At 64.8% G+C, this 26,101-nt stretch carries 31 protein-coding genes and 1 tRNA gene; 14 read left to right on the top strand and 18 right to left on the bottom strand.

The window, feature by feature from the left end:
- Nucleotides 1-5: 5 nt before the first annotated feature.
- The 6 genes from OKQ63_RS03210 to OKQ63_RS03185 all read right to left on the bottom strand — a co-directional run bounded on the left by OKQ63_RS03210 (nucleotide 6) and on the right by OKQ63_RS03185 (nucleotide 5,906).
- Nucleotides 6-2,198, bottom strand: coding sequence for a NosR/NirI family protein (locus tag OKQ63_RS03210; RefSeq protein WP_264212529.1), 2,193 nt, complete (start codon nucleotides 2,196-2,198; stop codon nucleotides 6-8).
- Nucleotides 2,189-2,653, bottom strand: a complete 465-nt coding sequence (locus OKQ63_RS03205) for a hypothetical protein (RefSeq protein WP_264212528.1) — start codon at nucleotides 2,651-2,653, stop codon at nucleotides 2,189-2,191. Before OKQ63_RS03205 ends, OKQ63_RS03210 begins: the two co-directional genes overlap by 10 nt.
- Before the next feature lie 139 nt (nucleotides 2,654-2,792).
- A complete protein-coding gene (locus tag OKQ63_RS03200; RefSeq protein ID WP_264212527.1) occupies nucleotides 2,793-3,554 on the bottom strand; it encodes an ABC transporter permease in 762 nt (253 codons plus the stop codon).
- Nucleotides 3,551-4,297: an ABC transporter permease gene (locus OKQ63_RS03195; RefSeq protein WP_264212526.1), complete on the bottom strand. Its 747-nt coding sequence runs from the start codon at nucleotides 4,295-4,297 to the stop codon at nucleotides 3,551-3,553. Before OKQ63_RS03195 ends, OKQ63_RS03200 begins: the two co-directional genes overlap by 4 nt.
- Nucleotides 4,298-4,306: 9 nt before the next feature.
- On the bottom strand, nucleotides 4,307-5,071 hold the full coding sequence (locus OKQ63_RS03190; protein ID WP_264212525.1) for a transporter substrate-binding domain-containing protein: 765 nt from the start codon (nucleotides 5,069-5,071) through the stop codon (nucleotides 4,307-4,309).
- A 37-nt stretch (nucleotides 5,072-5,108) separates the two neighbouring features.
- A complete protein-coding gene (locus tag OKQ63_RS03185; RefSeq protein ID WP_264212524.1) occupies nucleotides 5,109-5,906 on the bottom strand; it encodes an ABC transporter ATP-binding protein in 798 nt (265 codons plus the stop codon).
- Between the two features lie 96 nt (nucleotides 5,907-6,002).
- On the opposite strand from OKQ63_RS03185, the gene OKQ63_RS03180 reads away from it, so the two are divergent.
- Genes OKQ63_RS03180 through OKQ63_RS03165 form a run of 4 tightly spaced genes read left to right on the top strand, consistent with a single transcriptional unit; the run spans nucleotide 6,003 to nucleotide 10,219 of the window.
- Entirely contained in the window at nucleotides 6,003-6,650 is a 648-nt protein-coding gene (locus OKQ63_RS03180) for a TetR/AcrR family transcriptional regulator (RefSeq protein ID WP_264212523.1), read from the top strand.
- On the top strand, nucleotides 6,647-7,831 hold the full coding sequence (locus OKQ63_RS03175; RefSeq protein ID WP_264212522.1) for a pyridoxal phosphate-dependent aminotransferase: 1,185 nt from the start codon (nucleotides 6,647-6,649) through the stop codon (nucleotides 7,829-7,831). Before OKQ63_RS03180 ends, OKQ63_RS03175 begins: the two co-directional genes overlap by 4 nt.
- Entirely contained in the window at nucleotides 7,828-9,432 is a 1,605-nt protein-coding gene (locus OKQ63_RS03170; RefSeq protein WP_264212521.1) for a 5-guanidino-2-oxopentanoate decarboxylase, read from the top strand. Before OKQ63_RS03175 ends, OKQ63_RS03170 begins: the two co-directional genes overlap by 4 nt.
- 4 nt (nucleotides 9,433-9,436) lie before the next feature.
- Complete coding sequence (locus OKQ63_RS03165; RefSeq protein WP_264212520.1) at nucleotides 9,437-10,219, top strand: arginine deiminase family protein; 783 nt, start codon at nucleotides 9,437-9,439, stop codon at nucleotides 10,217-10,219.
- A gap of 155 nt (nucleotides 10,220-10,374) precedes the next feature.
- Here the strand turns inward: OKQ63_RS03165 and OKQ63_RS03160 are convergent, their stop codons facing one another.
- Nucleotides 10,375-10,671: a hypothetical protein gene (locus OKQ63_RS03160; protein ID WP_264212519.1), complete on the bottom strand. Its 297-nt coding sequence runs from the start codon at nucleotides 10,669-10,671 to the stop codon at nucleotides 10,375-10,377.
- A 171-nt stretch (nucleotides 10,672-10,842) separates the two neighbouring features.
- Here OKQ63_RS03160 and OKQ63_RS03155 point away from each other — a divergent pair, with 171 nt between their 5' ends.
- Together OKQ63_RS03155 and OKQ63_RS03150 are read left to right on the top strand one after the other, a co-directional pair.
- Entirely contained in the window at nucleotides 10,843-11,013 is a 171-nt protein-coding gene (locus tag OKQ63_RS03155) for a DUF1328 domain-containing protein (RefSeq protein WP_264212518.1), read from the top strand.
- 125 nt (nucleotides 11,014-11,138) lie between these two features.
- Nucleotides 11,139-11,636, top strand: a complete 498-nt coding sequence (locus OKQ63_RS03150) for a Dps family protein (RefSeq protein ID WP_264212517.1) — start codon at nucleotides 11,139-11,141, stop codon at nucleotides 11,634-11,636.
- A 152-nt stretch (nucleotides 11,637-11,788) separates the two neighbouring features.
- On the opposite strand, the gene OKQ63_RS03145 is transcribed toward OKQ63_RS03150, so the two are convergent.
- Nucleotides 11,789-12,604 (bottom strand): response regulator, encoded by an 816-nt coding sequence (locus tag OKQ63_RS03145; protein ID WP_264212516.1) that lies wholly within the window; start codon nucleotides 12,602-12,604, stop codon nucleotides 11,789-11,791.
- A gap of 91 nt (nucleotides 12,605-12,695) precedes the next feature.
- On the opposite strand from OKQ63_RS03145, the gene OKQ63_RS03140 reads away from it, so the two are divergent.
- Genes OKQ63_RS03140 through OKQ63_RS03125 form a run of 4 tightly spaced genes read left to right on the top strand, consistent with a single transcriptional unit; the run spans nucleotide 12,696 to nucleotide 16,680 of the window.
- Nucleotides 12,696-12,899 carry a NepR family anti-sigma factor gene (locus OKQ63_RS03140; RefSeq protein WP_264212515.1) on the top strand — a complete coding sequence of 68 codons (204 nt, stop codon included), beginning with the start codon at nucleotides 12,696-12,698 and terminating at the stop codon, nucleotides 12,897-12,899.
- The gene (locus tag OKQ63_RS03135) at nucleotides 12,892-13,449 is read left to right on the top strand and encodes an RNA polymerase sigma factor (protein WP_264212514.1); all 558 of its coding nucleotides are present in this window, start codon (nucleotides 12,892-12,894) and stop codon (nucleotides 13,447-13,449) included. The genes OKQ63_RS03140 and OKQ63_RS03135 overlap by 8 nt, the downstream gene beginning before the upstream one ends.
- A complete protein-coding gene (locus OKQ63_RS03130) occupies nucleotides 13,446-15,218 on the top strand; it encodes a sensor histidine kinase (protein WP_264212513.1) in 1,773 nt (590 codons plus the stop codon). The genes OKQ63_RS03135 and OKQ63_RS03130 overlap by 4 nt, the downstream gene beginning before the upstream one ends.
- Nucleotides 15,196-16,680: a phospholipase D family protein gene (locus tag OKQ63_RS03125; RefSeq protein ID WP_264212512.1), complete on the top strand. Its 1,485-nt coding sequence runs from the start codon at nucleotides 15,196-15,198 to the stop codon at nucleotides 16,678-16,680. Before OKQ63_RS03130 ends, OKQ63_RS03125 begins: the two co-directional genes overlap by 23 nt.
- Before the next feature lie 115 nt (nucleotides 16,681-16,795).
- On the opposite strand, the gene OKQ63_RS03120 is transcribed toward OKQ63_RS03125, so the two are convergent.
- The 6 genes from OKQ63_RS03120 to OKQ63_RS03095 form a co-directional block, all read right to left on the bottom strand.
- Entirely contained in the window at nucleotides 16,796-16,987 is a 192-nt protein-coding gene (locus OKQ63_RS03120) for a PLDc N-terminal domain-containing protein (RefSeq protein ID WP_264213871.1), read from the bottom strand.
- Between the two features lie 211 nt (nucleotides 16,988-17,198).
- A complete protein-coding gene (locus tag OKQ63_RS03115) occupies nucleotides 17,199-17,324 on the bottom strand; it encodes an entericidin (protein WP_264212511.1) in 126 nt (41 codons plus the stop codon).
- A gap of 10 nt (nucleotides 17,325-17,334) precedes the next feature.
- Nucleotides 17,335-17,823 carry a hypothetical protein gene (locus OKQ63_RS03110; protein WP_264212510.1) on the bottom strand — a complete coding sequence of 163 codons (489 nt, stop codon included), beginning with the start codon at nucleotides 17,821-17,823 and terminating at the stop codon, nucleotides 17,335-17,337.
- Nucleotides 17,824-18,253: 430 nt separating this feature from the next.
- The gene (locus tag OKQ63_RS03105; RefSeq protein ID WP_264212509.1) at nucleotides 18,254-18,811 is read right to left on the bottom strand and encodes a PRC-barrel domain-containing protein; all 558 of its coding nucleotides are present in this window, start codon (nucleotides 18,809-18,811) and stop codon (nucleotides 18,254-18,256) included.
- A 315-nt stretch (nucleotides 18,812-19,126) separates the two neighbouring features.
- A complete protein-coding gene (locus tag OKQ63_RS03100; protein ID WP_264212508.1) occupies nucleotides 19,127-20,149 on the bottom strand; it encodes an AI-2E family transporter in 1,023 nt (340 codons plus the stop codon).
- A gap of 11 nt (nucleotides 20,150-20,160) precedes the next feature.
- Nucleotides 20,161-20,499: a hypothetical protein gene (locus tag OKQ63_RS03095; protein WP_264212507.1), complete on the bottom strand. Its 339-nt coding sequence runs from the start codon at nucleotides 20,497-20,499 to the stop codon at nucleotides 20,161-20,163.
- Nucleotides 20,500-20,688: 189 nt separating this feature from the next.
- On the opposite strand from OKQ63_RS03095, the gene OKQ63_RS03090 reads away from it, so the two are divergent.
- The 3 genes from OKQ63_RS03090 (at nucleotide 20,689) to OKQ63_RS03080 (ending at nucleotide 22,346) form a co-directional block, all read left to right on the top strand.
- Entirely contained in the window at nucleotides 20,689-20,886 is a 198-nt protein-coding gene (locus tag OKQ63_RS03090; RefSeq protein ID WP_264212506.1) for a CsbD family protein, read from the top strand.
- 670 nt (nucleotides 20,887-21,556) lie between these two features.
- On the top strand, nucleotides 21,557-22,081 hold the full coding sequence (locus OKQ63_RS03085) for a GNAT family N-acetyltransferase (RefSeq protein WP_264212505.1): 525 nt from the start codon (nucleotides 21,557-21,559) through the stop codon (nucleotides 22,079-22,081).
- 188 nt (nucleotides 22,082-22,269) lie between these two features.
- Nucleotides 22,270-22,346: transfer RNA gene (locus tag OKQ63_RS03080), tRNA-Arg, on the top strand.
- A 171-nt stretch (nucleotides 22,347-22,517) separates the two neighbouring features.
- On the opposite strand, the gene OKQ63_RS03075 is transcribed toward OKQ63_RS03080, so the two are convergent.
- Nucleotides 22,518-22,805, bottom strand: coding sequence for a hypothetical protein (locus OKQ63_RS03075; protein ID WP_264212504.1), 288 nt, complete (start codon nucleotides 22,803-22,805; stop codon nucleotides 22,518-22,520).
- Nucleotides 22,806-23,053: 248 nt separating this feature from the next.
- Here OKQ63_RS03075 and OKQ63_RS03070 point away from each other — a divergent pair, with 248 nt between their 5' ends.
- Nucleotides 23,054-23,806, top strand: coding sequence for a Crp/Fnr family transcriptional regulator (locus tag OKQ63_RS03070; RefSeq protein WP_264212503.1), 753 nt, complete (start codon nucleotides 23,054-23,056; stop codon nucleotides 23,804-23,806).
- Between the two features lie 338 nt (nucleotides 23,807-24,144).
- Here the strand turns inward: OKQ63_RS03070 and OKQ63_RS03065 are convergent, their stop codons facing one another.
- The 3 genes from OKQ63_RS03065 to OKQ63_RS03055 all read right to left on the bottom strand — a co-directional run bounded on the left by OKQ63_RS03065 (nucleotide 24,145) and on the right by OKQ63_RS03055 (nucleotide 26,026).
- The gene (locus tag OKQ63_RS03065) at nucleotides 24,145-24,777 is read right to left on the bottom strand and encodes an alpha/beta family hydrolase (RefSeq protein ID WP_264212502.1); all 633 of its coding nucleotides are present in this window, start codon (nucleotides 24,775-24,777) and stop codon (nucleotides 24,145-24,147) included.
- A 170-nt stretch (nucleotides 24,778-24,947) separates the two neighbouring features.
- The gene (locus tag OKQ63_RS03060) at nucleotides 24,948-25,259 is read right to left on the bottom strand and encodes an ETC complex I subunit (RefSeq protein WP_264212501.1); all 312 of its coding nucleotides are present in this window, start codon (nucleotides 25,257-25,259) and stop codon (nucleotides 24,948-24,950) included.
- A gap of 80 nt (nucleotides 25,260-25,339) precedes the next feature.
- Complete coding sequence (locus tag OKQ63_RS03055; protein WP_264212500.1) at nucleotides 25,340-26,026, bottom strand: glutathione S-transferase family protein; 687 nt, start codon at nucleotides 26,024-26,026, stop codon at nucleotides 25,340-25,342.
- Nucleotides 26,027-26,101: the final 75 nt, after the last annotated feature.

The raw sequence follows: 26,101 nt of genomic DNA, 5'->3' as shown, positions 1-26,101 counted from the left end.
CTCCTTCAGGAAACTTTTGTCCTGTTCGCGTTGGGGTGATTGGCCGGCGGGCGGCCCAGAGCAATCTCCGGTCCCGGGCTGCCGGTCTTTGCCCGGCGTTTCAGCTGTTTGATGACAACCGGGCATTTGGCTTCGGATTGGTACAGCACCTGGCAATGCAGGCAGTTCACGCATTCGTTCGGATTGATCTCACCCGTGGGGTGGATGGCCTGAACCGGGCATTCGTTGGCGCAGGTCTGGCAGGGGCTGCCGCATTCCTTGTAGCGGCGCAGCCAGTCGAACATCCGTACCCGCGCCGGGATCGCCAGCGCTGCCCCCAGCGGGCACAGGTAGCGGCAGTAAAAGCGTTCGATGAACAGCCCGGCCATCAGCAGCGCCACGGCAAAGACCACAAACGGCCAGTCGCGCACGAACTTCAGGATAATCGCGGTCTTGAACGGCTCCACTTCGGCATAAGTCTCCGCCAGAGGAATCGACACCATGGAGATGCCGAACAGGCCAAGAAAGATCATGTATTTCGCAGGCCACAGCCGCTCATGCAGACTCCACGGCAGGGTGATCTGCGGCACCTTGAAGGCACGGGCGATCTTGTTGGTCAGCTCCTGCAGCGCGCCGAACGGGCACAGCCAGCCGCAATAAGCGCCCCGGCCCCAGAACAACAGCGCAGCAGCAACGGCAAACCACTGGATGAAGACCAGCGGGTCCAGCAGGAAGGCATCCCAGGAAAACCCGCTGCGCAAAGACCCGGCCAGCGCCATCAGGTTCACCACGCTCAGCTGCGCATTGGCGTACCAGCCCAGGAACACCAGGGTAACGGTCAGATAGCCGATGCGGAACCAGTAGAAGGTGCGCGCGTTCGCAGTTGCCTGGAACTGGAAGAAGAACACCCCCGTCAGCACCAGCAGCATTACGCCCAGACCGCCGATTTCCAGCGTGCGGTCCTTCCAGATCCGCTGCCACAGCGCCGCTTTTGCCGCGGCCTCGCCGGTGTCATCCTCCACCACCTTGGGCGCAGGTGCTGCGGGCAGCAGGTACTGCTCCGGCAGATTGTAGCCCAGATCGAAGGTCAGAAAGGCCCGCTCCAGCGCCCCCACCGACCGCTGCACCAAGAGCTGCAGGCGGAAAGGCTCAGCCGGGTCGAATTCCGCATCTGCCGGGATCTTGAACAGGTCCAGCTCACCAAAGCTGGGGCTGTCACCGGTGGCCAGCGCGCCCAGCCGCCTGTGCTGGCGGTCAAAGAACCGCACCGAGGCATCGCCCTGGATCAGCTGGATCCGGTCGAAGATGCCGCCGCGCACATAGCCCGAGCCCTTGAAGCTGTAGCTGCCCCGCCCCAGCACCAGGATGGCGTGCTCGCCTTCCTTCAGCCAGGACCGCAGGTTCTGGTACTCCGCCTCGCCCAGCAGCGATTTGCCGATGGAGGGCACCGAAACCAGCGCCATATGCATGTCGATGAAAGTATCATCCGGCGCCCCGGCCTCCGGCCGCTTGATCGCGCGCTGATCGCCGGTTGCCTCAAACGCCGCGTTGATCTGGCCGACATCCAGCGTCATCCGCCGCACCGAGCCGTCGCCCGCCAGCGTGGTCCAGTCAGCCACGTCCTCGCGGGCCATGTCGACTTCGCGCTTCGGCCCGTCCGCCTGCACCGGCGACAGCCCGCCCAGCCCCAGCGCGCGGGCCACCTTGATGCCTGCCCGCACCAGGCTGTCGTCGATCACCATGATGGTCACCGTCGCGCCCGAGATGATGTCGAGGTCATGGGCATCGCCGCCCGCCGCCGCCTCGGCCTTCAGATCCAGTCCGGAATAGCTTTCGGTCAGCTTGACCATCTTGGCGTTGGGAATGCCGATCAGCACGATGGGTTCAGAGTGCTTGACCAGCTTGACACCGGTCAGCACCGCATCGGTGTCAATTGCGGCCACCACATGGATCGGCTTGCCGCTGTACCCCGTTGTGCCGACGAAATCGGAGGTCAGAAAGGCATAGGCGACGGTCTCGCCCGCCTTCAGCACCGGCGCCACCGGCACATCGCTGCGCACCGGGCCAAAGGCTTCGGCACCGGGCACCAGATCCGCAGGGGTCAATTCTGTCAGGAAGGAATCGAGGCTGTCCGCCTCAGCGGCCACCGCGGCAAGTAGGGTGGCTAAAGTCATCACAAGGGCTGTCAGCCAGCCCCGGCAGGCGCGTGTCAGGTCCATGGCGCCTCTCCTTTGTCTTGAGTGGCTGCCACGGACGCGCGCAGGGCGCGTTCGGATTCTGTCTTGGCCGCCAGCGGGGGCCCGCGGCCGTCATGCCAGTATTGTGCCGGATTCGGCTGCACCGCAGTCCCCGCAGGCAGCAGCACATTGCCTTCGGCCGCCCGGCTGATGCCGGGCCGCAGCACGTTTACCGGCCCGGCCCCGTTCTCGGCCGCGCACAGGGCGCAGGTGCTGCATTTCGGGCAGTCCTGCTCCCCGCCGCTGTCTTCAGCGGCAACCTGGATCGCCACCACGCCAAACTCGCCGCAGATCTCGATCCACTCGCCGCCAGCCGCGGCCTGCGCCGCGCCGGGGAAGGCTATTTGCAGCACCAGCACGAAGATGGCGCACACCCCCGCCAGCCGCCGGATAATCCCGGCGCGGCAGGCGGAAGATATGAAAGGCGTGCGCGGCATCTGTTACAAGAGTCTCTTGCTGCATTCGCCGCTGACACTAGAGGGAACCGCCGTGCCGCAATTTGATGTATGTCAGATAAATCAGAGATTTCCGGACCATCTTTCTGCGGTCCGGAATACAGGCTAAACGCCGCCCGGATCAGCCTTTCTCAAGCCGCCGGAAGGCATAGGCAATCACGCCGGCAATCGCCATATAGACCACGGCCAGCAGCAGCAGCGGCTCGTAAACGATAAAGGTATCGGAGCGCACGCGCGAGGACACCGCGTAGATCTCCACCACCGTGATCGTTGCCACCAGCGGCGTCGCCTTCAGCTGCAGGATGGTCTCGCCGCCCAAGGTCGGCAGCACGTTGCGGATCGCCTGCGGCAGCCAGATCCGGCGGAACATGGTGAAGCGCGGCATGCCAAAGGACTTCGCGGCCTCCAGCTGCCCCTTGGCGACGCTGGAAAACGCGCCCCGCATCACCTCGCCCTCATAGCCCGCATAAGACAGCGTCAGCGCCAGCACCGCATAGGGCCAGGCCTGCCGCAGATAGGGCCACAGCTCGGACGAGCGAATCCAGGGAAACTGCGGAAACAGCGAGCCCAGCCCGTAATAGAGCAGCCAGATCTGCAGCAGCAGCGGCGTGCCGCGGATGATGGTGCAAAAGGTGCGGGCGGGAAGGGACAGATACCAGGGGCCGACGGCCTGCGCCAATCCCAGCGGCACCGCCAGCAGGAAGCCGAGGACAGTGGACACCGCCAGGATCCAGATCGTGGCCCACAGCCCCTCCAGCGCCAAGGGCGCGTATTTCGGGATCCAGTCCCAGCGCAGCGCAAAAGCGCACCAGATCACCAGCGCCGCAAAGACCAGCATCATCACGATGCGGTGCGGCTGCATCAGGTCCTTCAGCCCGGTCATGACGTGCCCCCCTTCAGCGAGGGCTGGCCGCGCCGCGCCCATTTCTCAACCCGGGCAAACACCGCGCCGGAGCACAGCGTCACCATCAGATAAAGGAACCCGGCCGCCAGGAAAAAAGTGAAATAGGCCCGCGTGCTGCTGGCCGCCTGCCGGGTCTCCAGCGTGAGCTCGTTGAAGCCGACCACCGCCAGCAGCGCCGTGTCCTTGGTGGCGATCAGCCACAGGTTCGCCAGCCCCGGCACCGCAAAGCTCATCATCGCCGGGATCGTCACCCGCCGCATGATCATCAGCCCCGGCATGCCATAGGATTTCGCCGCCTCGATCTGGCCCACCGGCACCGCCTGGATGGCACCGCGCAAGACTTCGGTGGCATAGGCCCCCTGCACCACGCCCAAGACCCAGATGCCGGCCGCAACGCCGTTGATCTCGACCCGGCCGCCGCCCAAGCCTTCAGAGATCTTGTTGATGATATCGCTGCCCACGTAATAGAGGATCAGGATCAGCACCAGTTCCGGCACCGCCCGGATCACCGTGGTGTAAATGGCGAGAAGGTCGCGCGTGACCTTCCCGCCATAAAGCTTGCCATAGGCTCCGAACAGCCCGATCACCAGCCCCATGCCAAAGGCGCCAAAAGCGATCTGCAGTGAATTGGCCAACCCGCGCAGCAGGTTGCCGCCCCAGCCCGACAGCGACAGCAGCTCTGCGCTGGCGCCGAGGCCCAGTAATTCGAACAGTCCGGTCACGTCAGCGCCTTAGTAGATGCTGGTGGTGAAGTATTTGGCGGTGATCTGCTCGTGGGTGCCGTCGGCCAGGATCGCCGCGATGCCCTTGTTCAGCGCCTCGCGCAGAGCGTCGTCGCCCTTGCGCACGCCAGCGCCGACGCCGCGGCCCAGAATGGCCGGGTCATCCGCCACCGCACCCTTGATCTCGCAGCAGCTGCCGGTGTCGGAGTTCACAAAATCCGCCATCGCAATGCTGTCCGCCTGGGTTGCATCGATGCGGCCCGCAAACAGGTCCTGGTTCGCCTCATCCTGGGTCTGGTAGACCTTCAGCTCGGCGTCCTTGAAATACTCCTGCGCATAGGCCTGGTGGATGGTCGAGGCCTGGATGCCGACGATCTTGCCCGCCAGCGACTCCGGTGTCGGCTCAATGTCCATCGATTTGTCCGCCACGATGACCGCCGGGGTGTTGTAGTACGGGTCGCTGAAATCGATGGTCTTCAGCCGCTCCTCGGTGATCGACATCGAGGCCATGATGGCGTCGATCTGCTGGCCGGTCAGCGACGGGATGATGCCGTCCCAGGCCACCGGGGTAATCACGCAATCCAGCTCCGCCGCGGCGCAGACCGCGTTGATCACCTCGACCTCCCAGCCGACCCAGTTGCCCGAGCTGTCAAGCGAGGCAAACGGCGGATAGGGCTCGGCGGCGATGCCGATCTTGACCTGCTCGGCGGCTGCGGCACCGGCGGAAAGGGCTGCGGCAGCAACCCCGGCAGCGAGCAATGCTTTCAGTTTCATCTTCTTCTCCCAGTTGTTATTTTTTGATGGTAGTGGATCAGGCGACAGAGCTCAGAAATTGCTTCAGCCGGTCTGATTGCGGATTGCCAAAGACCTCGGCAGGCGGTCCCTGCTCTTCAATGCGGCCTTGGTAAAGATAGACAACGTGGTTCGCGACTTCGCGCGCGAATTTCATCTCGTGGGTCACCAGCAGCATGGTGCGCCCTTCGGCGGCCAGGTCGCGGATCACCGTCAGCACCTCCCCCACCAGTTCCGGGTCCAGTGCCGAGGTCGGCTCGTCGAACAGCATCGCCGACGGATCCACCGCCAGGGCGCGGGCAATCGCCGCCCGCTGCTGCTGGCCGCCGGACAGATAGGCGGGATAGGTATCTTCCTTGCCGCCCAGGCCCACCCGGTTCAGCAGCTCATGCGCCCGCGCGACCGCCTCGGCCTTGGGCACCTTCAGCACATGCACCGGCACCTCGATCACGTTTTCCAGCAGGGTGCGGTGGGTCCACAGGTTGAACTGCTGAAACACCATCGCCAGCCGGGTGCGGATCCGTTCGATCTGCTTCTGGCTGGCCGGGGTGCCATCGCTGCGCATCGCCACATCCTCGCCGCCGATCACGATCCTGCCGGAACTCGGCGTTTCCAGAAAGTTGATGCAGCGCAGCATGGTCGACTTGCCGGAACCAGAGCCGCCGATGATCGCAACCACATCCCCCTGCCGGGCCGTCAGCGACACCCCCTTCAGCACTTCCAGATTGCCAAAGGACTTGTGCAGATCCTCCACCCGGATGGCCTCGCGGCGCGTGTCGGTCTCCGGAGGGGAGGCGGCGGCAGTGGCTGTGTCCATAGTTGTGTCATCCCGAAATTTCCGATTGCAGTAAGCCGCGACTCGCGTAATTATGCAAGTGTATAATTCCTCCGTCAGGCAAAAACAGGAGCTGAGGTGAGCGACGATCGCCGCAAATTCAAACGCGAATCCGCTGAAGCGCGGAAGGAAGCGCTGATTCTCGCCACGCTGGAACTGGTGGCGGAGAACGGCGTGCGCGGCGCCACGGTGCGGCGAATCGCCGAGCGCGCCGACGTGACCCAGGGGCTGATCCGGCATTATTTCAGCTCCAAGGAAGAGCTGATCACCGCCGCGTATGAGCATCACATGACCGCCATGACCGACCAGACCTTTGCCCCCGCGGCAGGGGGGGACGGCACGGCGCTGGCGCGGCTCACCGCCTTTGTGAACGCCTCGCTGACACCGCCGGTGGTGGATCCGCGGTCCATCGGGCTCTGGGCCAGTTTCCTTAACAAAGTGCAGCAGGACCCGCAGATGAAGGCCACGCACGAACGCACCTATGCGTATTTCCGCGACCAGCTTGAGGGGCTGATCTCCGCCGCGCTGGCAGAAGCAGCCCGCCCCACGCCGCCTGCCCGGCTGCGCCGGCTGGCGATTGCCTGCAACGCGGTGATTGACGGGCTGTGGCTGGAAGGCGGCGCCCTGCCTGATGCCTTCGCGCCGGGCGAGCTGGCTGAAATCGGGCGGCAGTCGGTTGCCGCCATCACTGGATTGAATTTGGAACAAGGGGCTGGAACGTCATGAGGCTGACAGCAATCACCGAGCGTCTGGCCGGACTGGGCGGCGGCAAATGGGAAGTGCATCTGAAGGCACGGCAGATGGCCGCGGCCGGTGCCGACCTGATCGAGATGACCATCGGCGAGCCGGATGTGCCCACCCCGCCGGAACTGACCGGCGCCGCTGCGCAGGCGATGCAGGCCGGCCGCACCGGCTATTCCGACGGCCGCGGCGAGGCGCATCTGCGCGCCGCCCTGGCCGAGGCCTATACCGACAGCCGCGGCCGCGGCTTCGGGCCGGAAAACATCCTCTGCTTCCCCGGCACCCAGACCGCGCTTTATGCGGTGCTGCAGGGGGTTGCGGAACCCGGCACCGAGGTGCTGGTGGGCGACCCGATGTATGCCACCTACGAGGGCGTGATCCGCGCTTCCGGCGCGGACATGGTGCCGGTGCCGCTGCGCCCCGAGGCAGGGTTCCGCATGCAGGCCAGCGACCTGGCCGCCCGCATCACCCCGCGCAGCCGTGCCATTCTGCTGACCACCCCGCACAACCCGACCGGCGCCATTCTCACGCCGCAAGACCTGCGCGACATCGGCGCGCTGGCCAGACAGCATGACCTGTGGATCATCTCCGACGAAGTCTACGAGCACCTGGTGTTCGAGGGCGCGGAATTCGTTTCGCCGCTTTCCGATCCGGCACTTTCAGACCGGGTGGTCGCGGTCTCCTCGATCTCCAAATCCCATGCCGCACCGGGCTTCCGCAGCGGCTGGTGCGCCGCACCCGAAGCCTTCTGCACCGCGCTGCTGCCGGTGTCGGAGACCATGCTGTTCGGCAACCAGCCCTTCATCGCCGACATGACCGAAAAGGCGGTGCGCGAGGGCTCCTCGGTGGCATCCGGCATGGCGTCCCGCTTTGCCGCCCGTGCGGATCTGCTGGTGCAGCGGCTGCACGCCGAGACCGACCTGCGCGTCCACCGCCCCGAGGCCGGCATGTTCGCCCTGATCGACGTTTCCGCAACCGGGATGGATGGCGATGCCTATGCCTGGGACCTGCTGGAGCACGGTGCCGCGGTGATGCCCGGCTCAGCCTTTGGCGACAGCCTCAAGGACTGGGTGCGGGTGGCGCTGACCATCGACGACCAGAGCTTTGCCGCGGCGATTGACCGGATCGCGGCCCACGCAAACCGCAAGACAAGGAGCGTTGCATGACCAAGGCAACAGTTGGCGAGGCCCTGGTCGCCGGGCTGAAGGCGCGCGGTGTCACCTGCGTATTCGGCATTCCCGGCGTCCACACGGTCGAACTCTACCGCGGCCTGGCCGCCTCCGGCATCCGCCACGTCACCCCGCGCCACGAACAGGGCGCGGGCTTCATGGCCGACGGCTATGCACGGGTCTCCGGCCAGCCCGGCGTGGCCTTTGTCATCACCGGCCCCGGCCTCACCAACACGCTGACCCCGATGGCCCAGGCGCGGGCGGATTCGGTGCCGATGCTGGTGGTCTCCGGCGTCAATGCCAGCCCCACACTGGGCAAGGGCCACGGCCACCTGCACGAGCTGCCCGACCAGCACACGCTGGCAAAGACGGTGGCGCTGGTCTCCGAACACGTCTCACAGCCCGAACACCTGGAGGCAGCGCTGGACCGCGCCTTTGCCCCCTTCACCGCAGGCCGCCCCGGCCCCGCCCACATCCAGATCCCGCTGGACGTGGCCGGCACCGCCGCGCAGGACGGCCCGGCTTGCCCCGCGCCCGCCCAGCCGCCGCTTGATCCGGTTCAGATCACCCAGGCCGCAGCCCGGCTCTCCGCAGCGGCCAAGGTGGTAATTCTGGCGGGCGGCGGCGCCAGAACCGCAGATGCAGAGCTCCAGGCCCTGGCCGAACGCCTCGACGCCCCGGTGGTGCAGACCGTCAACGCCCGCGGCCTGATGCACGGCCACCCGCTGACCGTCCCGGCCAGCCCGAGCCTGCAGGCCGTCCGCGGCCTGATCGAAGACGCCGACTGCGTTCTGGCGCTGGGAACCGAACTGGGCCCGACAGATTATGATATGTATGCCACCGGATCCGCGGCGGCCATGGCCGGGCTGATCCGGGTGGACATCTGCCCCCAGCAGCTGGCCCGCCGCCAAGCGGCGCTCGCCATCCAGGGCCGCACCAGCGAGGCCATCCCGGCGCTGCTGGCCGCCCTGCCCGGCACGTCAAACCAAGGCCAAGGCGCCCGGCGTGCCGGACAGGCCCGCGCCGCCGCCTTTGAAGAGATCGGCCCGGAATACCGCGCCCAGGTCGAGGTGCTGAACGCCATGCGCGCGGCAGTGCCGAACGCGCTGTTTGCGGGCGATTCCACCCAGCCGATCTACGCCGGCAATCTCTACTATGACCACGACCGCCCCGGCGGCTGGTTCAACGCCGCCACCGGATACGGCGCGCTCGGCTATGGCATCCCCGCCGCCATCGGTGCCGCCATCGCAGCGCCTGGCACCCCGGTGATCTGCATCGCCGGCGACGGCGGCGCCCAGTTCTCCCTGCCCGAGATCATGGCCGCCGCGGACGAAAACCTGCCCGTCACCTTCGTGATCTGGAACAACCGCGGCTATGGCGAGATCGCCACTTCGATGGAGGCCGTGGACGTCAAGGTGGTCGGCTGCGATCCCACCCCGCCGGACTTTGCCGCCACCGCCCGGTCCTTCGGCATCCCCTTCACCCGCGTCCCGATGGAGCCGCAGGCGGTTGCCGAAGCCCTCCGCGCAGCCAGCCGCAGCGGCGCGCCCTCCATCGTCGAAATCGAAATCACCGGACCTGTGCCGGGCCAGGAGTAACCCCATGCGAAACCCCACATTCGAATTCACCCGCGCCATCACCCGCCGCCCGGCCTCCTCCATCGCGCAAGGACTGCGGGCCGAGGACATCGGCAACCCGGATCTTGACGGCATGCTCGCCGCCCATGCGGCCTATGTCACTGCCCTGCGCAGCACCGGCGCCGAGGTGATCGAACTGGACCCGCTGGAAGCCTACCCCGACGCCCAGTTCGTCGAGGACACCGCCCTGTGCCTGCCCCAGGGCGCGATCCTGATGCGCCCCGGCGCACCCTCGCGTCTGGGCGAGGTGGCGGAAATGGCCCCCGCCCTGCGGGCCTGCTGCGATGATGTCCGGGAAATCACCGGTCCCGGCCACATCGAGGGCGGCGACATCCTGGTGACCGGCAAGGAAATCCTGGTCGGCCGCTCCGACCGCACCGATGCTGCCGGCGTTGCCGAACTGGCAGAGATCGCGGCGGAGTGGGGCCACGCCCTGCGCGAGGTCTTCACCCCCGAGGGTGTGCTGCACTTCAAGACCGACTGCTCGCTGATGGACGCCGAGACGATCCTCTCCACCAAGCGGCTGGACGCCTCCGGCTGCTTCACAGGCTACCGGGTGCTGCATGTGGCCGAGGGCGAGGAAGCCGCCGCCAATGCCATCCGCTTCAACAATCTGGTGCTGATGGCCGCAGGCTTCCCGCGCACGGCGGAGATGCTGGACAAGGCAGGCTACGAGATCGTCGAGATCGACAACACCGATTGCGCCAAGCTGGACGGCGGCATGTCCTGCCTGTCCCTGAGGTTCTGACACCGGCAGCGGCAGGCCGCAAAGGCCTGCCGCACGGCATGAGGCTGACCAAACACCAGCCACTGCGCCTCTGCTGCAGCCAAAGCTGCCTGGCGCCCAACCGGTTGTTCCGGGCAGCTTGCGCCGGCTAGCGGATCACAAGATGGGCGCTGCCGCTAGCTGCGATGCCTGACCGCCAATCCGATCAGCATGCCCACCCCCAGTGCGGCGGCCAAAGACAGCCCCGGGTTCTTCTGCACAAAGCGGCGGCTGTCAGTTGCGAGGCCATCCAACGACTGAACCGCGTCCTGTGCGCGGGCTGCCGCGGCAACGCGGACCTGTGTGCCCGCTTCTGCAATTTTTTCCGCGGTCATCTGGGCCGCATCGTTCAGCGCTGCGGCGGCGCCTTCCGCCCGATCACCCGCTTTGGCTGCATTTTCCTGGACGTTTTTCTTTGTCTGGGTCTCTGCCATTTGATTTCTCCTTTCCACGGCTCAACAACCCGGCGCCGCCAAAGGTTCCACGCCACGGTCTTTCAGGCGAGGGCACGGAAAAGACCCGTCCGGCATTCCGGACAACTGCTCCGGAACTTTTTCCGGGCTTGAGGGTTGGATCTGTACAACTCGCAACCGAAAGGACATGGCATGCTCTATTGGGCCCTCACCTTCCTGGTCGTTGCCATCGTTGCCGGCATCTTCGGATTCGGCGGCATCGCTTCGGCCTCCGCCGGGATCGCACAGATCCTGTTTGTTATTTTCCTGGTGCTGTTCGCCGTAGCGCTCATCCTGCGCGCAGTGCGCGGCGCCTCGCGCTGACGGCCGGGGCTGGCGGCGGCGCTTCCGGCCGCCGCCAGCAAACAAGCCTGATAGCCGGATTGCACTTCCCTGCCGGTCCGGCGTTTCCCCCAATCTTCAACCGCAGAAAAGCCAAGGAGTTTCCCATGACTGGACCGCTTACCGCCGTTCCCAGCCCTGACAATGTGAAAACCGGAGTCCGTGACACCAGCGCAATCGCCGGAGGCTTGGCGGATGTGCTGGCGGACACTTACCGTCTGGTTTTCAAGACACACGCTTACCACTGGAATGTGGAAGGTCCGGCCTTCTACTCGATGCACAAGCTGACAGAAGAGCAGTACGAAAACATGTTCACCGCCGCCGACACGCTGGCCGAACGCATCCGGGCGCTGGGGCATCTGGCGCCGTCGCGGATGGACGAAATTCTGAACCGTTCGAAGATCCAGGATGCCAGCGGCGAGCTGACCGCGGGCGGCATGGCTCAGGATCTTGCCGGCAGCCACGAGCGGATCGCTCTCCGCCTGCACGCCCTTGCGGAACTGGCCGGCGCGCGCCGCGATATCGTGACCGAGGATATGGCAACGGCACGCTCGGCCTTCCATGAGCAGGCCGCCTGGATGCTGCGCGCCTTGGCCAAGTCCTGAGGCCGCCCGGCTTGGTGCCTTCCGGATCCCGTCCCCTCCGCCTGCAGGAAAGCACCAAGCCCCATCCGGCTGCTGCCGGTTGATACCGCCCGAAAAGACCCGGACCGCAGCTGCGGCCCGGGTTCTGCCATTCATGCCGGCCAGGCCGGCTGTCAGGCTTTCAGCGTTTCCGTCGAGGAGAAGAACATCGCCTGGCTGACGGCTGAGCGCACTTGCTCTTCGGTGTAGGGTTTCGAGATCAGGAATGCCGGCTCCGGCCCTTCGCCGGTCAGCAGGCGTTCGGGGAAAGCGGTGATGAAGATCACCGGGCGCTCTCCGTGCTTGGCCAGAATGCCGTTCACCGCATCGATGCCGCTGGAATTATCCGCCAGCTGGATGTCCGACAGGATCAGATCCGCAGGCGCCTTGGCGGCCAGATCCATCGCGCCGGCTTCGGTGCGGGCGATGCCGGTCACACTGTGGCCCATCCCGGTCACGATAGCCTCGAGATCCAAGGCAATGACCGCCTCGTCTTCGATGATCATGACCCTGCCGGACGTGGCGCGCGACATCTCCTCGTAAGCGATCGAAATCAGCTCGGAGGCTTCGCTTGCGCTCACCCCCATGATGGTGCCGGTGTCGGCCGCGCTGAATTCTTCGATGGTGTGCAGCAGCAGTGCCTCGCGGGTGTTCGGCGTGAGGCGGCGCAAGTGCTCCTGCGCCTTGGCAGCCAGGCCTGTATCCTCTTCCGTCTCCCCCGAGGGAGCGCCGGAAGAGGACCAGATCGCATGAAAGACGCGGAACAATGCCACTTTGGCCGGCAACCCGCTGTCATAGTCGGCCTCCCCCGCCAGAATAGCCTCCAGCGAGGCCAGCGCATATTTATCGCCGCTGCTCTGGCTGCCGGTCAGCGCCCGTGCGTAGCGGCGCAGATGGGGCAGGTTTGCACCAATCTGGCTGGCGATCAGTTCTCCCGATTGAGCGGTCATTTTGCGACGTCCCTTTTTTGCAATATACATGGAACTATACGCGCTGCCGTGCGTTTGGTTCCAGAAATCGCGCAAAAAACTGATGGATTGCATGACACAGCCACAAAGCGCCCGGCCGCGCAATGAACAGGCCGACCGTCACATAGACGAAAACCTGAAGCGGGCCTTCGAACAGATCGCGAGCGAGCCGGTGCCGGACCGGTTCACCGATCTGCTGAAGCAGCTGAAGGAAAAAGAGGCCGCTGATCGCGCCTCCGCTCCCAAACATGCTGAGGAGGCCCGCTCCGATGACTGATGCCTTGCCCGATCCGAGAGACGAGCTGGTCAATCACTTGGGCGCCCTGCGCGCCTTTGCCATCAGCCTCGCCCGCAACAGTGCCACCGCCGACGACCTGGTGCAGGACACGCTGGTCAAGGCTTGGACCAATATCGATAAGTTCAATCCCGGCTCGAACATGCGGGCCTGGCTGTTCACCATTCTGCGCAACACCTATTACTCGCTGCGCCGCAAGCGCAGACGCGAGGTCGAAGACACTGATGGGGCGCTGTCCGGCGCCTTGGCGCAAAAGCCCGATCACGACGGCCGGCTCCACATGCGCGATTTCAACACCGCCTTTGCGCAGCTGAACGACGAACAGCGCGAAGCCCTTGTCCTGGTCGGCGCAAGCGGTTTTTCCTACGAGGAAGCGGCAGAGATGTGCGGCGTGAAAACCGGCACCATCAAAAGCCGGGTGAACCGGGCCCGTGCCCGCCTGGCCGAGCTGATGGAGTTGGGCGACGACAGCCGGATGGAGCTGACCGACAGCGTCACCGCTGGGATTGTCGCCCAGCAAAGCGCCGCATGATCGCATTTCCGCGGCTGCAGGCCGGCAGTCTGCTGATACGCCTGGCAGCGCTGATGACCATCGCGCTGCTGCCGCTGGGGCTGATCGCGCTGTACCAGACCAACGCGGTGGTGGAGGAAGCCACCCGGCTGTCGCATGCATCCCTGCTGGACCGCACCGAACGGGCCGCGGCCAGGGAACGGGAACTGCTGCAGCGGGCGGGCGGTGCCACCGAAGGCCTGGCCGCGGCCATTCTGCCCGTACTGGATGACGAGCGCGGCTGCTTTAAACTGCTCAAAGCCTTCACCGACGGCCAGAACCCGTTTACCTTTGCGGCCTTCACAACACCGGCTGGCAAAATGGACTGCGCATCAGACGGCCGGCCGCGGGACGTGTCCGGCAGATGGATGTATCTGAAGGCCCGGCAAGCGTCCCAATTGTCCTTTGCCCTGGGCCGCGACCTTCTGGGCGAAGGCAGCACGCTTCTGCTGGCCACCAGCCCGGTGCAGCGCGATGGGATTCTGCTGGGCTACGTGTCTCTTGCAATCCCGCACAAGGTCACCACCACCCTGTCCGGCACCAATTGGGCCGAGCAGGGCATTCAGTTTGTCACCGTGGACGCGCAGGGGGAAATCCTCTCTGCAAGCGTGCCGGAACAGCAGGCCCCCCTGTCGCTGCCGGTATCGGTGCCCCGGAGGGAGCTGGTGAACCATATGGGGGAAACATTCTTCGAAGACGCGCGCTCGGGCCACGAGCGTTTTTTCGCAGTGAGTGAAATTCTCCCGGGCCAGGTTGCAGTCGTTGGCAGCTGGCCAGTGGGAAATGCAATATCAATGACGGCCAGCCCGACCTCCTGGCTAACGCTGGCATTTCCCGGCCTGATGTGGCTCGCGGGGATTTCTGTCGCCATTTTCGGCCTGCAGCAGATGGTGATCCGCCACCTCAGCGCGCTGCGCTCGGCCATGCGCCGCTATGCGCTGGGGGAACGCGAGGCCCCGAAGCTGGAGCTGACCAATCCGCCGCGGGAATTCGAGGAGGCACAGCAGTCCTTCAACCGGATGGTGGCGATCCTCAGCGAAGCGGAGCGGCGGCGCGAGCTGGACCTCGAGGAAAAGACCATCCTGCTGCGCGAGGTCCATCACCGGGTCAAGAACAACCTGCAGCTGATTGCGTCCATCATGAACATGCAGGGCCGCGGCGCGCAAACCCCCGAAGCCCGGCGGATGCTGGCCCAGCTGCAGCGGCGGGTGCGCGGCCTGGCCACCATTCACCGCAACCTGAACACCAACCCCGATGTGACCACAGTGGACAGCCGGCAGCTCCTGGAGGAGCTGACCGCCGAGATCGCTACGATGAGTGCCGGCACCGGCCAGGACGTGGTGATCGGTACGGACCTCGTGCAGGTGCCGCTCAGCCAGGATCAAGGGGTGATCCTTTCGATGCTGGTCTCGGAGGCGATGACCAATGCGGTCAAATATGTCGGCGTGCCCGATGGCGGGCGGCCGGAGATCCGGATCTGCCTGCGGGAAACGGCGGAAAACTGGCTGGAGCTGGAGATCACCAATACCAAGGGCCAGCCGTTGCTGGGTCCGGAGGAGGTCCTTGCCGGCACAGGCATTGGCACCCGGCTGATGACGGCATTTGCCACCCAGCTTGACGGCCAGGCCGAAACGCATGAGACCAGCGACAGCTTTTGCTACCGGCTGAGCTTCCCCGCCGTTGCCGGGGCGGAACCGCCTGCGGCAGCCTCACAGGGTCAGGAGCACCATGCCGCAGAAACCGCCACCTGACCAAAGCTGCAGCGACTTTTCGGTACTGATCACCGCCGAACAGGCCTGGCCTGCCTTCGAGCGTGCGGTGCTGGCCGCCAAGCACGAGATCACGGCCAGTTTCCGCCTGTTCGATTTCGCCACTGCCTTGCTCAGCCCGGAGGCGCAGGAGGCGGGAACAACCTGGGCCGATCTGATTGCCGATGCGCTGCAGCGCGGGGTCCGGGTCCGGCTGGTGGTGAGCGACTTTGATCCTGTCATGGCTGCGCCGCTCCATGCTGCTGCGCAAAAGACGCTCGCCCAGGCGCAGGAAATCAGGGCAAGGCTTGCCCCCGGCGCGGCTGACCGCCTGTCGGTCACCGCCGCGCTGCATCCGGCACGGGCCGGGTTTTTGCCGAGGCTTGCGTTCTCTCCCTTCGTGCTGCGCAAACTGCGGGCCCTGCCAAGGCGCCTGCGGCCCGCTGCGGCCAGACGGAAAGGGCTGCCGCAGCTCTGCCCGGTCTCCCACCACCAGAAGATCGCCGTGATCGACCGTGAGGTTCTGTACATCGGCGGGCTGGACCAGAACAGCCGCCGCTACGACACGCCGGCGCATGACCAGCCCGCGCATGAGACCTGGGCCGATGTGCAATTGCTTCTGCGCGGCCCCGAAGCGAAGGAAGCCGCAGGCCATCTGGAGCGGTTCCAGGATGAAATTGCGCTGCGCAAACAGCCGCCCGAGGGCAAGCATATCCGCCGCACGATGTCGGCACCGCGCCGGGCCGGGTTCTGGGCATTGTCGCCCCGGACGACGCTGAAGGAGATCGAGGAGGATCACCTGGCAGCCTTCGGGCAGGCGCGGCATCTGATCTATCTGGAAACCCAGTTCCTGCGCTCCAGCGCCATCGCCCGCGGGCTGTCCGCCGCTGCCCGCCGCAATCCGGACCTGTCCCTGATCCTGATCCTGCCTGCATTGCCCGAGGATGTTGCCTTTGACGGCAGCCGCGAACTGGATGCGCGTTACGGCATGGCGCTGCAGGCTGAGGCGCTGAAGCAGGTGACCGGCGCCTTCGGGCAGCGCGCCTGCATTGCCAGCCCGGTCCAGCCCCGCATGGCAGCCCGCGTCTCACCTTCAGTGCTGGCAGGTTCGCCGATGGTCTACCTGCACAGCAAGGCCCTGATTGCCGACCGGGATTTTGCCATGGTTGGCTCCGCCAACCTGAACGGGCGGTCGCTGCGCTGGGATACCGAAGCGGCCTTGCGGATCACCCGGCGGGACCGGATCGAAACACTGTGGCGGGCGCTGGCGCGGCATTGGTGGCAGCAGGATCTGCCCGCAGAGGCACTGGACCCCGCCGGTGCTGCAGCCTGGTGGCAGCGGGAAATCCGCCGCAATCAGGTGCGCCGCCCCGAAACCCGCCGCGGGCTGCTGGTGCCGCATGACCCGGACAGAATGGCAGATCTGCAGCAGCCCCTTCCCGGGGCAACCGAAGACATTGTGTGACCCTCCGGCGGCGGACCGGCGTGCATGGATGGCGGCGCCGGCCTGGTGATCCGCGCACCAAAAGACACCCGGAGACCGGTTCCGGGTGCCTTCGGCACAGCGCCGCTCTGCTCCGTCAGACCGCGCGCCGGGAGGACTTGGGGCCAAACAGAAACCAGCAAATAAAGCCTATCACCGGCAGCAGAAGAACAAGCACCACCCACAGGGCCTTGGTGCCGTTGCCGGCGGACGAACCGACGATGGAGACAATCGCCCAAACAGCGGTAATCAATAGAATAAAACCGCCGATACCTGCAAATTCAATAATGGATGAACTCCCATTCTGCCGGGAAGCCCCCCGCCGCGCGCATCAGGCGATTCCGGTTTCCTTCCGGTGCGGCCTTCCGGCCGCGGCAGGGCCATTCCCGTTTCCGCGGGACCAGCGCATCAGGCGCCTGAAGGTTCCGCGCAGCCGACGCGGAAAGGCCCGGCGGTGCGTAACCGCCGGGCCAAGGGGACAACCGGGAATCCTGGCGCAATTACTGCGCTTCCTGGGACTCTTCGGTGATTTCGCCGCCAAGTTTCGACACGTCCCTGCCGAAGCCTTCGGCGGTTTCACAGGCCGCCAGCCCAGCCAGCGCCAGAAATGCGATCATGATACGCATATCACTCTCCTTATTTCAGTTTCGAGGCAACATTGCCCGCAAAGGCCTCGATGATGGCGTTGTAGAAGATTTCGCTGTCGACGCTCACCATGGCCGGGTCGGTGCCTGCGGGGTAATAAGCATTGACCTGATCCGCCGAGACCGTGAGGTCATAGCGCATATCCTTGGAGGCGTCGGGCATGTTGATGTCCACATCGCCTTTCAGCATCCATTCACCGACGCCCAGCGCCTGTTCGAAGTTGCTGGCCAGCGCGACGGAATCGATCTCGACATGGATTTCCGCGGTTTCTTCGGCGTTTTCATCAGCGATCTGGCCAACCAGACGTTCGGCCAAGGCAGTTTCCAGGTCGGCTTCCAGGCTGGTCCAGACTTCAGCCGCCTTGAAATTCTCGATTGCGCTCAAGTCTGCCGTCACGTCGATTTCGGAAACCATGGGGCCGGCCGCAGCTGCTGTGGCCATGGCGGCGACCAGGGCGGTGGTGCGGATCAAATGAGTCATTTGCAATGCTCCTTTCCATTTCTGCCCCTCGCGGGGATGTATCAGGAGAACGCGCGCCCCTTCCAAAAAGTTCCTGATTTTATTGGCAAAATGAATACCCGGCGGTTTCCGGCCGATTTCCCGCAAACCGCCGGGCGTGATTTCCGGAACTTGCACGCCGGGGCTATGCCCGCTCGCAGCGGGCAGACCCTCCGGCCGGCCCTGTGCAGGCTTGGCGGTGCCGGTGCGGCGCAGGCAGCAGGGCCGATCCGATTTCAGTCTTCTGCCCCGGATTGCCAAAAAGGCCGGGCTCCTACCCGGAACCCGGCCCTGAAGGGCCGCCTTGGCAGTGGTGTTCGCCCCGGGTGCCGGTACGAGGCAGGAAACCGGCAGCAGGACGGAACAGGCGGCAGTCAAAGGGGCCCGCCGGCCCCTTTGAATTCGGGATCAGTTATCCCGGCTGATAGTCAGGCAGCGCTTCCATCTGCTCGCGGGTCAGGTGGGTGGTCACCCGGATATCGCCTTCCAGCTTCCGGACATCGAGATCCCCCATGCTCAGCTCAACCGGCTTTTCACCGATGCCGAGAAAGCCGCCCACGTCAATGATCACCGCTTCAACACCGCCGCTGGTGTTCACAATCACCTGCGACACCTCGCCAATGTGCTCGTCATTGGCATCATAGGTCCGGGCGCCGGTGAGGGCATCTGCAGTCAGCTCCACTTCTCCCAGCGGCTCCATCACCGGTGCGTCCGCGTCAGGATCGATCGCATCCGAAATGCTGTCCGCAGCATTTGCCGCATCATCCATCAGTTCTTCGGTTTCCGGCTGCAGCGGTGCGGTTTCAGCCTTGGCTTCTCCCATTGCGCTGGCTTCGCCGGAGGCTTCGGCCGCAGGGGTTTCCAGCTGGACGCCGGCCTCGGCGCTGCCCGAAAGGTCCGCCTCTGTGCCGGCAAAAGCAGGCATGGCGGCGGCGGCAATCAGCGAAGTCGAAAGCAAAAGATGTTTCATCGGTTTGATCTCCATATTGTTTCACTCATCAGCGCGCTTGAGTTACAGCCATTCAACTCGCGCAAGACCGGCATGGTTCCCTTGCTGCAGAACTTTTTGCAGCGAACCGGCAGGCGCGGTCTGCACAGGCAGAAACCCGCCCACCCCGGCCTGCGGGCACGCGGCGATGTCCGGCCGGCAGCCGTTCTGACGGCCGCCAGCAGGCCAAGGGCGGGCATCTGAAAGGCGGCGGGTCAGCCCCGCAGCGACAACCACGGAGCAAGACGGAACTGCCGGAAGACACCAGGGCTGCAGCCCGCGTTTGCCGCAGGCTGCCTATTCGGTCCCGCGGGTGTCCGGGGTGCCGGGTCCTGCTGTCTGCGGCGGCGGCACCAGCATCCGGCCGCACCACAGCAGCACCGGCAGTGCGACAATGGCGCCCACCGGACCCCAGATCCACAACCCCAGAACAATAGCCCAGAAGACGACCAGCGGATTGAGATGCAGCTGGCGGCCGACAAAGGCAGGTGTAACGAATTGCGCTTCGGCCAGGTTCAGCCCCAGAAACAGCAAGGGCGGCAGCAGCGCCCCCGCACCGCCAATCTGGGTCAGTCCGGCCACTGTCAGCCCGGCCAGCATAATCAGCGGGCCCAGATACAGAATGAAATTCAAGGCGGCGGCCGCCAGCCCCCAGATCCAAGCCCCCGGCAAACCGATCACGGCCAGCCCGGCAGCGGTGAGCACGCCCAGCCCGCCGTTGACGATCGTGACCGCTGCAAAATAGCGCGCCACTGCCCGCTCGGCACGATAGAACCGGGCAGCATGGCTGCCCGCTTGCCGGTACAGGTCGTTCCGGGTCAAAACGAAAAAGAACAACGTGCCCGCAAAGACGAACATCTGGGCGCCGAAGTTCGGCGCCAGCCAAAGCGCATCCATCAGCGTCGGCAGGCTGCTGCCCGCCTCTTCATCGGCGCTGCCGCCCATTGTTGCCTCAAGTTCGCTGCTGATGCTTTCAATGCCGCGCAGCAGCCCGGACAGCATCTCGAGCCAGCCGCGGATCTCATATTTGATCTGGGGGATTTTGCTGGCCAGCGCCGTCAGCAGCGGATCAAGCGACAGGATCAATATGGCAAGAAGCGCGGTGGACAGCACCAGCAGGCTGCCGGCCACGGCAACCCGGCTGATCCGGAACCGCTCCAACCGGTCCGCAAGCGGCGAAACCACCACCCCGATCACAAGCGCAAATACAGCCGGCGCCAGAACCGGCTTGGCAAAGTACAAGGCTGCGCCCAGCAGGATCAGGGTGATCATCAGAACCATCACCCGGACCGAGCTCCTGGCGGTAATTGTTTGCCACATGTTCCTAAGCCCTAAGGTCCTGCACCGCCGCGCGGGTCATGCTTCCGGCCGCCCCTGCGGTCAGCTGCGGCCAGCATCGCCAGACCGGCGCCCGCCACAGCCGGAACGGCAGGATTGCCACGTGCCAGACCCAATGCGCAACCCGCAGCACCTTGCCCTGCATCCTTGGCTGCTGCAACGGCTTTGGAGAGCGGCAGGCTTTCCCTCAGCCCCCGCAGTGGCTGTTCCAGCCCGGCACGGGCGCGCGACAGGGTGCGGGCGAGTTCAGCGCGGATCAAGGCGGTTTCGGCACGCAGCAGCCCGGCCGCAAGGCGCAGCACTGCAGCAAGGCGGGCAGGCTTGCGCCTCAAATGCGGCCCGCATTTCTTGCCTGCCTGTGCTGGAGGCACCTGGCACCGCATCGCTCCCCTGTTTTCAATACCGTTCTGCTCCCAACACCCGCCGCATTCGTTTTGTTCCCTGCCATCGCGCGGCTTCGGCAAGGAACTTTGCAGACGCCTGCACGTTGTGGCCCGGCAGCAACCCGAAAGGAGACCGCCATGAACTGGGATCAAATCGAAGGCAACTGGAGCATCGTCAAAGGCCGCTTGCAGCAGACTTACGCCAAGCTGACCAACGACGAACTGGAAAAGGCACGCGGGAACCGCGAGGAATTGCTCGGCCTGCTGCAGGCCCGCTATGGCAAGGCGCGCGCCGCACTGGAGCAGGAACTGGACGACCTGATCAGAAGCTTGTGATCGAACTGGCCATCGCCCCCTGCGCCGGCGCCGAAGCCTGCGCCCTGGGAGCTCCAGCGCAAGAAGGGATCACTGGGCGGAATCGAACGCCGCCATCCGGGCTGTCTCGGCAGCCCGGGCACTTATGATGCGGGCACGGTGAAGGGCGCCGGACGCATCTGCCGGCAAACCTTACCGGCACCTCGTCACGGGTGAAGAAACCCCATGTGCTGGCCTTCGATGAACGCCATACCGGGCAAACCGGTCGATACTCTGGCGGCCGGACGCGGGCGTTCGGGACCCGGGCACCCAAAGCGCTCCCGCAGCCGCTCCCGGCAAGCCGCCTCTGCGGCAGGCGTCGTCCCTGCCCCGTGCTCGGGCAGACCCAGGCAGAACCCCATCCGGCGCAGGCTTTCCACGTCCTCAACCCGAGGCTTCCTAGGCGAAGTGCTGCGGGCGGTCCGCAAGAAATACGCGGCCAAGGGCAGCATGAAACCTGCAAAACAGGATTCCGGACCAGGGCGAGGCAAATGAAACCGTTTCGGCGGCGGCTTCCAGCACGGAGGGTCACCAGGCAGCCGACCGCCCTTTTTTCTTTTCACACTGTCAACTGCGCGTTAGCTTCCGGGCAGAACTGGTGCAATGCCGCGCCGTTCGCACCTGGATGCGCCTCGCAACATGTTGATGCCCGATGACAAATTTTGACAGCCGCCTGAACCCGGACAAGCCTTTCGGACCTGTGCCTGACTTCGAGATCAGCCCCGCAAGCCCGGCCGGACCGGAGGCTGCCGCGCTGATCCGGCGGCATCTTTCGCAGATGGCGGCGCAGTCGCCAAAGGACAGCTGCCATGCGCTGGACAGCAGCGGGCTGGAGGGGCCGGATGTGCAATTCTTCCTGCTGCGCCAGGGCGGCACAGCCATTGCGATGGGCGCGCTGAAAACCCTGGGTGATGGAACGTGCGAACTGAAATCGATGCATACCGCGGCCGAGGCCCGCGGCAGCGGAGCGGGACGCGCCATGCTGGAATTCCTGCTGGGGCTGGCCCGCAGCGCGCATGCTGCCGGTATTTATCTGGAGACCGGCTCCACGGATGATTTCCTGCCCTCGCGCAAGCTGTACGAATCCTTTGGGTTCGCGGAATGCCCGCCGTTTGCGGATTATGCCGAGGACCCCTGGTCCATCTTTATGCACCTGGATCTGCGTCCCGCGGACTGATCCCCGCCAGGGGCCATGCCTGGCGCCGCACGGCCCGCGGGCTCAGCCGGATAGCGCAGGAACCGCCCTCTGCCCCGCATTTGCGTGCCTGTAAGGATCCGTTGCACAAGGGCTGATTGGATAGCAGCTGCGCTGTTCGCCTACCAAGTTGACATGGCTGCAGGCTTCGTCCAAAACCGCAGAAGTGCGCCCACGTAATTCAACTGGATAGAATATCCGACTTCTAATCGGGCTGTTGGGGGTTCGAGTCCTCCCGTGGGCGCCACTTCCTATTTTTGTGCCGATGATCCTTAAGCCTGCACGTTCGGGCGGTTTTCATGCGCCCCCCCTGTCAAGACTGCCCAACAGACCTGAATCCACGACGTCTTAGCTGGTGGCGCATTTTCATTGCGCGCGCCGACCAGACAGACGATCAGGCACAGAAAAGCCTGCCCGGCTACACCACCGCCCCACCTGTTTCCGCCCATATGGAGGCGAGCGGCCAGCAACGCGATGGCAACCAGTGCTGTGCAGAACGCGTAAATACCAATATCCACCAGAACGCAAAGCGCCCGGCAGCAAGATCGCAGATCGTGCCGGCCATCCGGTCATGTTCAGCGACCACGAAGTCCGCGGCCAAGTTGGTTACGACGAACGTCGCACACCCGAAAATGGCGAAGCAACCCGGTGCGGTCATCAGGATCGGCAGCTCTTCGATCGCAGCTGGTGCAATATCGTCGCGCATATCCCCCCTGCGGAAAGAAATGCAGTGCCCGGCTTCAACCGCGCCGCCCTCACCCATAGCAGGCCACTAGCCAAACAGTTGTACCAGCCCCGCACCCGCGCCCGGCCGGAGCTTGCGGTCAGCCGTTGGAACCTGGCTCTTTTCAATCCCGCGCCCGACAGCAAGATTAAGCGGCGCCGATACGGAAAATGGTATAACATAGGTTAAACTCAGGCCCCGTGTCTGCGAATATTGAGGAAAGCGGCCGAATGCAGACCGGGATAGCGACAGACCTGAAGCCGGCAGCCTCCTCCAGCCCGCTCGTCCGCAAACTTGGTGCGCTTTGCTTGCTCTCCGAGGAGGAGATTGAATTTCTAGAAGGGCTGCAGAACAACACGTTAGACGCCGATCGAGGCCGGGACTTCATTGTGGAAGGCAACGACCTGCGGACAACGTTCATTGTCATTGAAGGCTGGGCAATACGGTACGGCTTGCTGTCGAACGGCCGCCGCCAGATCCTCAGCTACGCACTTCCCGGCGACATTCTGGGATTGCATGTGAATTTCCGGGCGACGGCGACATACAGTGCATCAGCGCTGACACCGCTGAAGCTTGCCGCTGTCGATCCCCGTCGTGTCATAGAGATCTCCCAGAAGTTTCCCATCATCGCCGCCGGGTTGAGCTGGTGCACTGCGCGGGAGTTCGCAATTCTTGGCGATCAGGCGATACGGCTGGGCAGATTGTCGGCCCGGCAGAGGCTCGCGCATCTGTTCCTCGAACTCTGGCACCGGTTTGCCTTGATCCAGGACGAAAACGGGAACTGGCTCGAGATCCCCATGACCCAGCAAGACCTGGCGGATACGCTTGGCATGAGCCTGGTGCATACCAACCGGTCGTTGAAATCCCTTCGCGATGCCGGTCTCATTTCGGTTGCGAAGGATCACGTGCGTCTGAACGATGTCAAAGCACTCATTGAAATGTCTGAGTTCAATCCCGAACACCTGAGCGAATTCGAGATTTGACGCAAAGGCCGCCGCCGGCCTGCCGACAGCTGCAAGACTTGGATGCTGCCGTCGGCCATGTGCCGGCCGGCCCCTGTTTTCCCGGCCTTCCAATGCGCTCCAAGCTAGTGCTCTGCCCACCTGTTACGGCGTTCCGCGAGGGCGCCAGGCTTTCCCTTGCAACTCTCAGTGCACATCCACATGCCATCAACACAGATGTCCAGCCAACCGGTACAGCAGTGACGCCAGGAAAATCTGGAAGAGACGCAAGCTCAGATACAGTCCAAAGCCCCGCCCCGCATGCCAAACCGATGCTGCAAATATGCACCGCCCGGCGACCGGCGTCTTGCTGCCGGCGCTCAGCCCTGCGCTGCGGTCCAGGAGCAGGTCCGCTCCGCCACTGTCGCGAGGTGGCCGTCAAGACTCCTGCCCGTAAGGCGCTTGCGCGGCTTCAGATCATGGTCGCCGTCCTCCAGCCAGAACAGATCGACCGCGGGCGAGAGGGGATAACCCTCGACCTCCTCGCGTGATCCAAACTGGTCCCGGGTGCCCTGGCAGATGAGCGTGGGGCACGTGATCCCGGTGAGATGATCGTAGCGCGTCTTCTCGGGCTTGTTCGGCGCGTGGAAGGGAAACCCGAGGCAGATCAGCCCCTTGATGCGGCCTGCATCGTAAAGGCTCTGAGCAACGAGACTGGCGACACGGCCGCCCATGCTCTTGCCGCCGATCAGGAGCGGCCCGTCGCAGGGAAGGGCGTCGACGGCGGCAAGGTATTCGGGCACATAGGTCCCGGCCTTCGCGGGCGGGCGTTTCGAGCCGCCGGTGCGGCGGGCAGCCATGTAGCTGAACTCGAAGCGGGCAACTCGAAAGCCGCACTCCGCCAGCGCTCCAGCGGTGGTTGCCATCCAAGGCGTGTCCATCGCAGCACCAGCCCCATGCGCCAGAAGGATGGTCGTTCGGCCGGGTTCATCGCCGTTCAGCAGAAATTTCATGGCACCCTCCAGATGCAGTAAAGGCGCCCGATAGGCGCCCTGCATACAGCTCAATTCCCGGCCTCGCGGTATCCTCATCCCGATTCCGAGACAGCTTTGCCCCTGTTTGCCATATGCGCCGGCCGGATCTTGCGGCCTGTCCGGCCGCAACTTGATCCCGATTTACAGCCTCAGTGTGTCCAGGGGCCGCGGCGGTTGGTGGCGAAATTGTCGCCGTAGCCGCCCGGGCGGATGTTGGGTTTGCGCTCCTTGGGCTCGACCACCAGAGCGTCGATGCCGTGATCCTTGGCGTACTCCAGCGCCGCCTCCTTGCTGGCGAACCGCAGGCGCACCTGGCTTTGCGTGTCCGAAGACGAAGTCCAGCCCATCAGCGGGTCCACCTCGCGGGCGCTGACGGGCGCAAATTCCAGAACCCATCGCCGCGTCTTCGCCATGCCCGAGGTCATGGCATTGCGTGCCGGCCGGTAAATCCGCGCTTGCATGGGCTGTCTCCCGCTGAATCTCAATCCAGCGCATTTATGCGCCGGATGCGGCCCTGCGGCAAGGTGCGTTTTGCACTGGATCAAAGCGGATTGGCCGCCTGGCCGAAAGCCTCCCGGGCCAGCACCCCCAGATGCGAACTGCGGGCGCAGAAGAAATCCATCAGCCGGGCAGAATAGCCCGCGGGCGGCGCTTCGCGCACCGAAGGCCGCGCCGCCACGGCAGCCCGCCAGGCGGTCATCGCCGCATCTTCCGGCATCAGGCCGAAGCCGCCGATGGCGTCGAGCGTATCGAAATAGCGGAACACCGTGCCCCAGACCCCGTCCACCAGGTGAAACGCACCGCCGGCAAAAAACGGGCCTTCCACCTCTGCCGCAACCCGCTCCAGCCGGCCGCGCAGCGCGGTGGCGGCGTCGGCAAAGGCAGCCGCGTCCGGCGCATTGTAGAGCCGGCCGATGGCGGCCAGCGTCTCCGAGCCGAATGCGATCCAGGCCCGGTGCCGCGCCCGCTCCAGCGGATCGGCAGGGAGCAGCGAACCGGGCGTGGTCTCGTCCAGGTATTCCGCGATCACCTGGCTTTCGAACAGCACCCGGCCGCCGGTTTCCAGCACCGGCACCCGGCCCAGCGGCGACAGGGTGCGGAACCACTCCGGCTTGTCCGCCAGATCGACATAGGTGCGGCGGTGGGCAATGCCTTTCTCGCTCAGCACGATCACCGCGCGCTGCACATAGGGGCACAGGTGGTGGCTGATCAGATGCAAGTCGCTCATGGGGCTCTCCTGTAGATGCAGTTGCATCTTTTTCAGATGGGTGGCCCGCGCTTGCATGTCAATGCATATGCATCT

It is taken from the genome of Leisingera thetidis, assembly GCF_025857195.1.
Classification (GTDB): Bacteria; Pseudomonadota; Alphaproteobacteria; order Rhodobacterales; family Rhodobacteraceae; genus Leisingera; species Leisingera thetidis.
The sequence above is the reverse complement of the archived record's forward strand: the minus strand, read 5'-3'. Positions and strand labels throughout refer to the sequence as shown.

Coding starts and splice junctions, on each gene's coding strand:
- OKQ63_RS03175 (WP_264212522.1), top strand. CDS start 6,647: ATGAGGCTGACAGCAATCACCGAGCGTCTGGCCGGACTGGGCGGCGGC.
- OKQ63_RS03130 (WP_264212513.1), top strand. CDS start 13,446: ATGATCGCATTTCCGCGGCTGCAGGCCGGCAGTCTGCTGATACGCCTG.
- OKQ63_RS03125 (WP_264212512.1), top strand. CDS start 15,196: ATGCCGCAGAAACCGCCACCTGACCAAAGCTGCAGCGACTTTTCGGTA.
- OKQ63_RS03140 (WP_264212515.1), top strand. CDS start 12,696: ATGACACAGCCACAAAGCGCCCGGCCGCGCAATGAACAGGCCGACCGT.
- OKQ63_RS03190 (WP_264212525.1), bottom strand. CDS start 5,071: ATGAAACTGAAAGCATTGCTCGCTGCCGGGGTTGCTGCCGCAGCCCTT.
- OKQ63_RS03205 (WP_264212528.1), bottom strand. CDS start 2,653: ATGCCGCGCACGCCTTTCATATCTTCCGCCTGCCGCGCCGGGATTATC.
- OKQ63_RS03085 (WP_264212505.1), top strand. CDS start 21,557: ATGACAAATTTTGACAGCCGCCTGAACCCGGACAAGCCTTTCGGACCT.
- OKQ63_RS03070 (WP_264212503.1), top strand. CDS start 23,054: ATGCAGACCGGGATAGCGACAGACCTGAAGCCGGCAGCCTCCTCCAGC.
- OKQ63_RS03160 (WP_264212519.1), bottom strand. CDS start 10,671: ATGGCAGAGACCCAGACAAAGAAAAACGTCCAGGAAAATGCAGCCAAA.
- OKQ63_RS03145 (WP_264212516.1), bottom strand. CDS start 12,604: ATGACCGCTCAATCGGGAGAACTGATCGCCAGCCAGATTGGTGCAAAC.
- OKQ63_RS03200 (WP_264212527.1), bottom strand. CDS start 3,554: ATGACCGGGCTGAAGGACCTGATGCAGCCGCACCGCATCGTGATGATG.
- OKQ63_RS03065 (WP_264212502.1), bottom strand. CDS start 24,777: ATGAAATTTCTGCTGAACGGCGATGAACCCGGCCGAACGACCATCCTT.
- OKQ63_RS03170 (WP_264212521.1), top strand. CDS start 7,828: ATGACCAAGGCAACAGTTGGCGAGGCCCTGGTCGCCGGGCTGAAGGCG.
- OKQ63_RS03075 (WP_264212504.1), bottom strand. CDS start 22,805: ATGCGCGACGATATTGCACCAGCTGCGATCGAAGAGCTGCCGATCCTG.
- OKQ63_RS03060 (WP_264212501.1), bottom strand. CDS start 25,259: ATGCAAGCGCGGATTTACCGGCCGGCACGCAATGCCATGACCTCGGGC.
- OKQ63_RS03135 (WP_264212514.1), top strand. CDS start 12,892: ATGACTGATGCCTTGCCCGATCCGAGAGACGAGCTGGTCAATCACTTG.
- OKQ63_RS03150 (WP_264212517.1), top strand. CDS start 11,139: ATGACTGGACCGCTTACCGCCGTTCCCAGCCCTGACAATGTGAAAACC.
- OKQ63_RS03210 (WP_264212529.1), bottom strand. CDS start 2,198: ATGGACCTGACACGCGCCTGCCGGGGCTGGCTGACAGCCCTTGTGATG.
- OKQ63_RS03090 (WP_264212506.1), top strand. CDS start 20,689: ATGAACTGGGATCAAATCGAAGGCAACTGGAGCATCGTCAAAGGCCGC.
- OKQ63_RS03115 (WP_264212511.1), bottom strand. CDS start 17,324: ATGCGTATCATGATCGCATTTCTGGCGCTGGCTGGGCTGGCGGCCTGT.
- OKQ63_RS03105 (WP_264212509.1), bottom strand. CDS start 18,811: ATGAAACATCTTTTGCTTTCGACTTCGCTGATTGCCGCCGCCGCCATG.
- OKQ63_RS03155 (WP_264212518.1), top strand. CDS start 10,843: ATGCTCTATTGGGCCCTCACCTTCCTGGTCGTTGCCATCGTTGCCGGC.
- OKQ63_RS03185 (WP_264212524.1), bottom strand. CDS start 5,906: ATGGACACAGCCACTGCCGCCGCCTCCCCTCCGGAGACCGACACGCGC.
- OKQ63_RS03165 (WP_264212520.1), top strand. CDS start 9,437: ATGCGAAACCCCACATTCGAATTCACCCGCGCCATCACCCGCCGCCCG.
- OKQ63_RS03110 (WP_264212510.1), bottom strand. CDS start 17,823: ATGACTCATTTGATCCGCACCACCGCCCTGGTCGCCGCCATGGCCACA.
- OKQ63_RS03055 (WP_264212500.1), bottom strand. CDS start 26,026: ATGAGCGACTTGCATCTGATCAGCCACCACCTGTGCCCCTATGTGCAG.
- OKQ63_RS03100 (WP_264212508.1), bottom strand. CDS start 20,149: ATGTGGCAAACAATTACCGCCAGGAGCTCGGTCCGGGTGATGGTTCTG.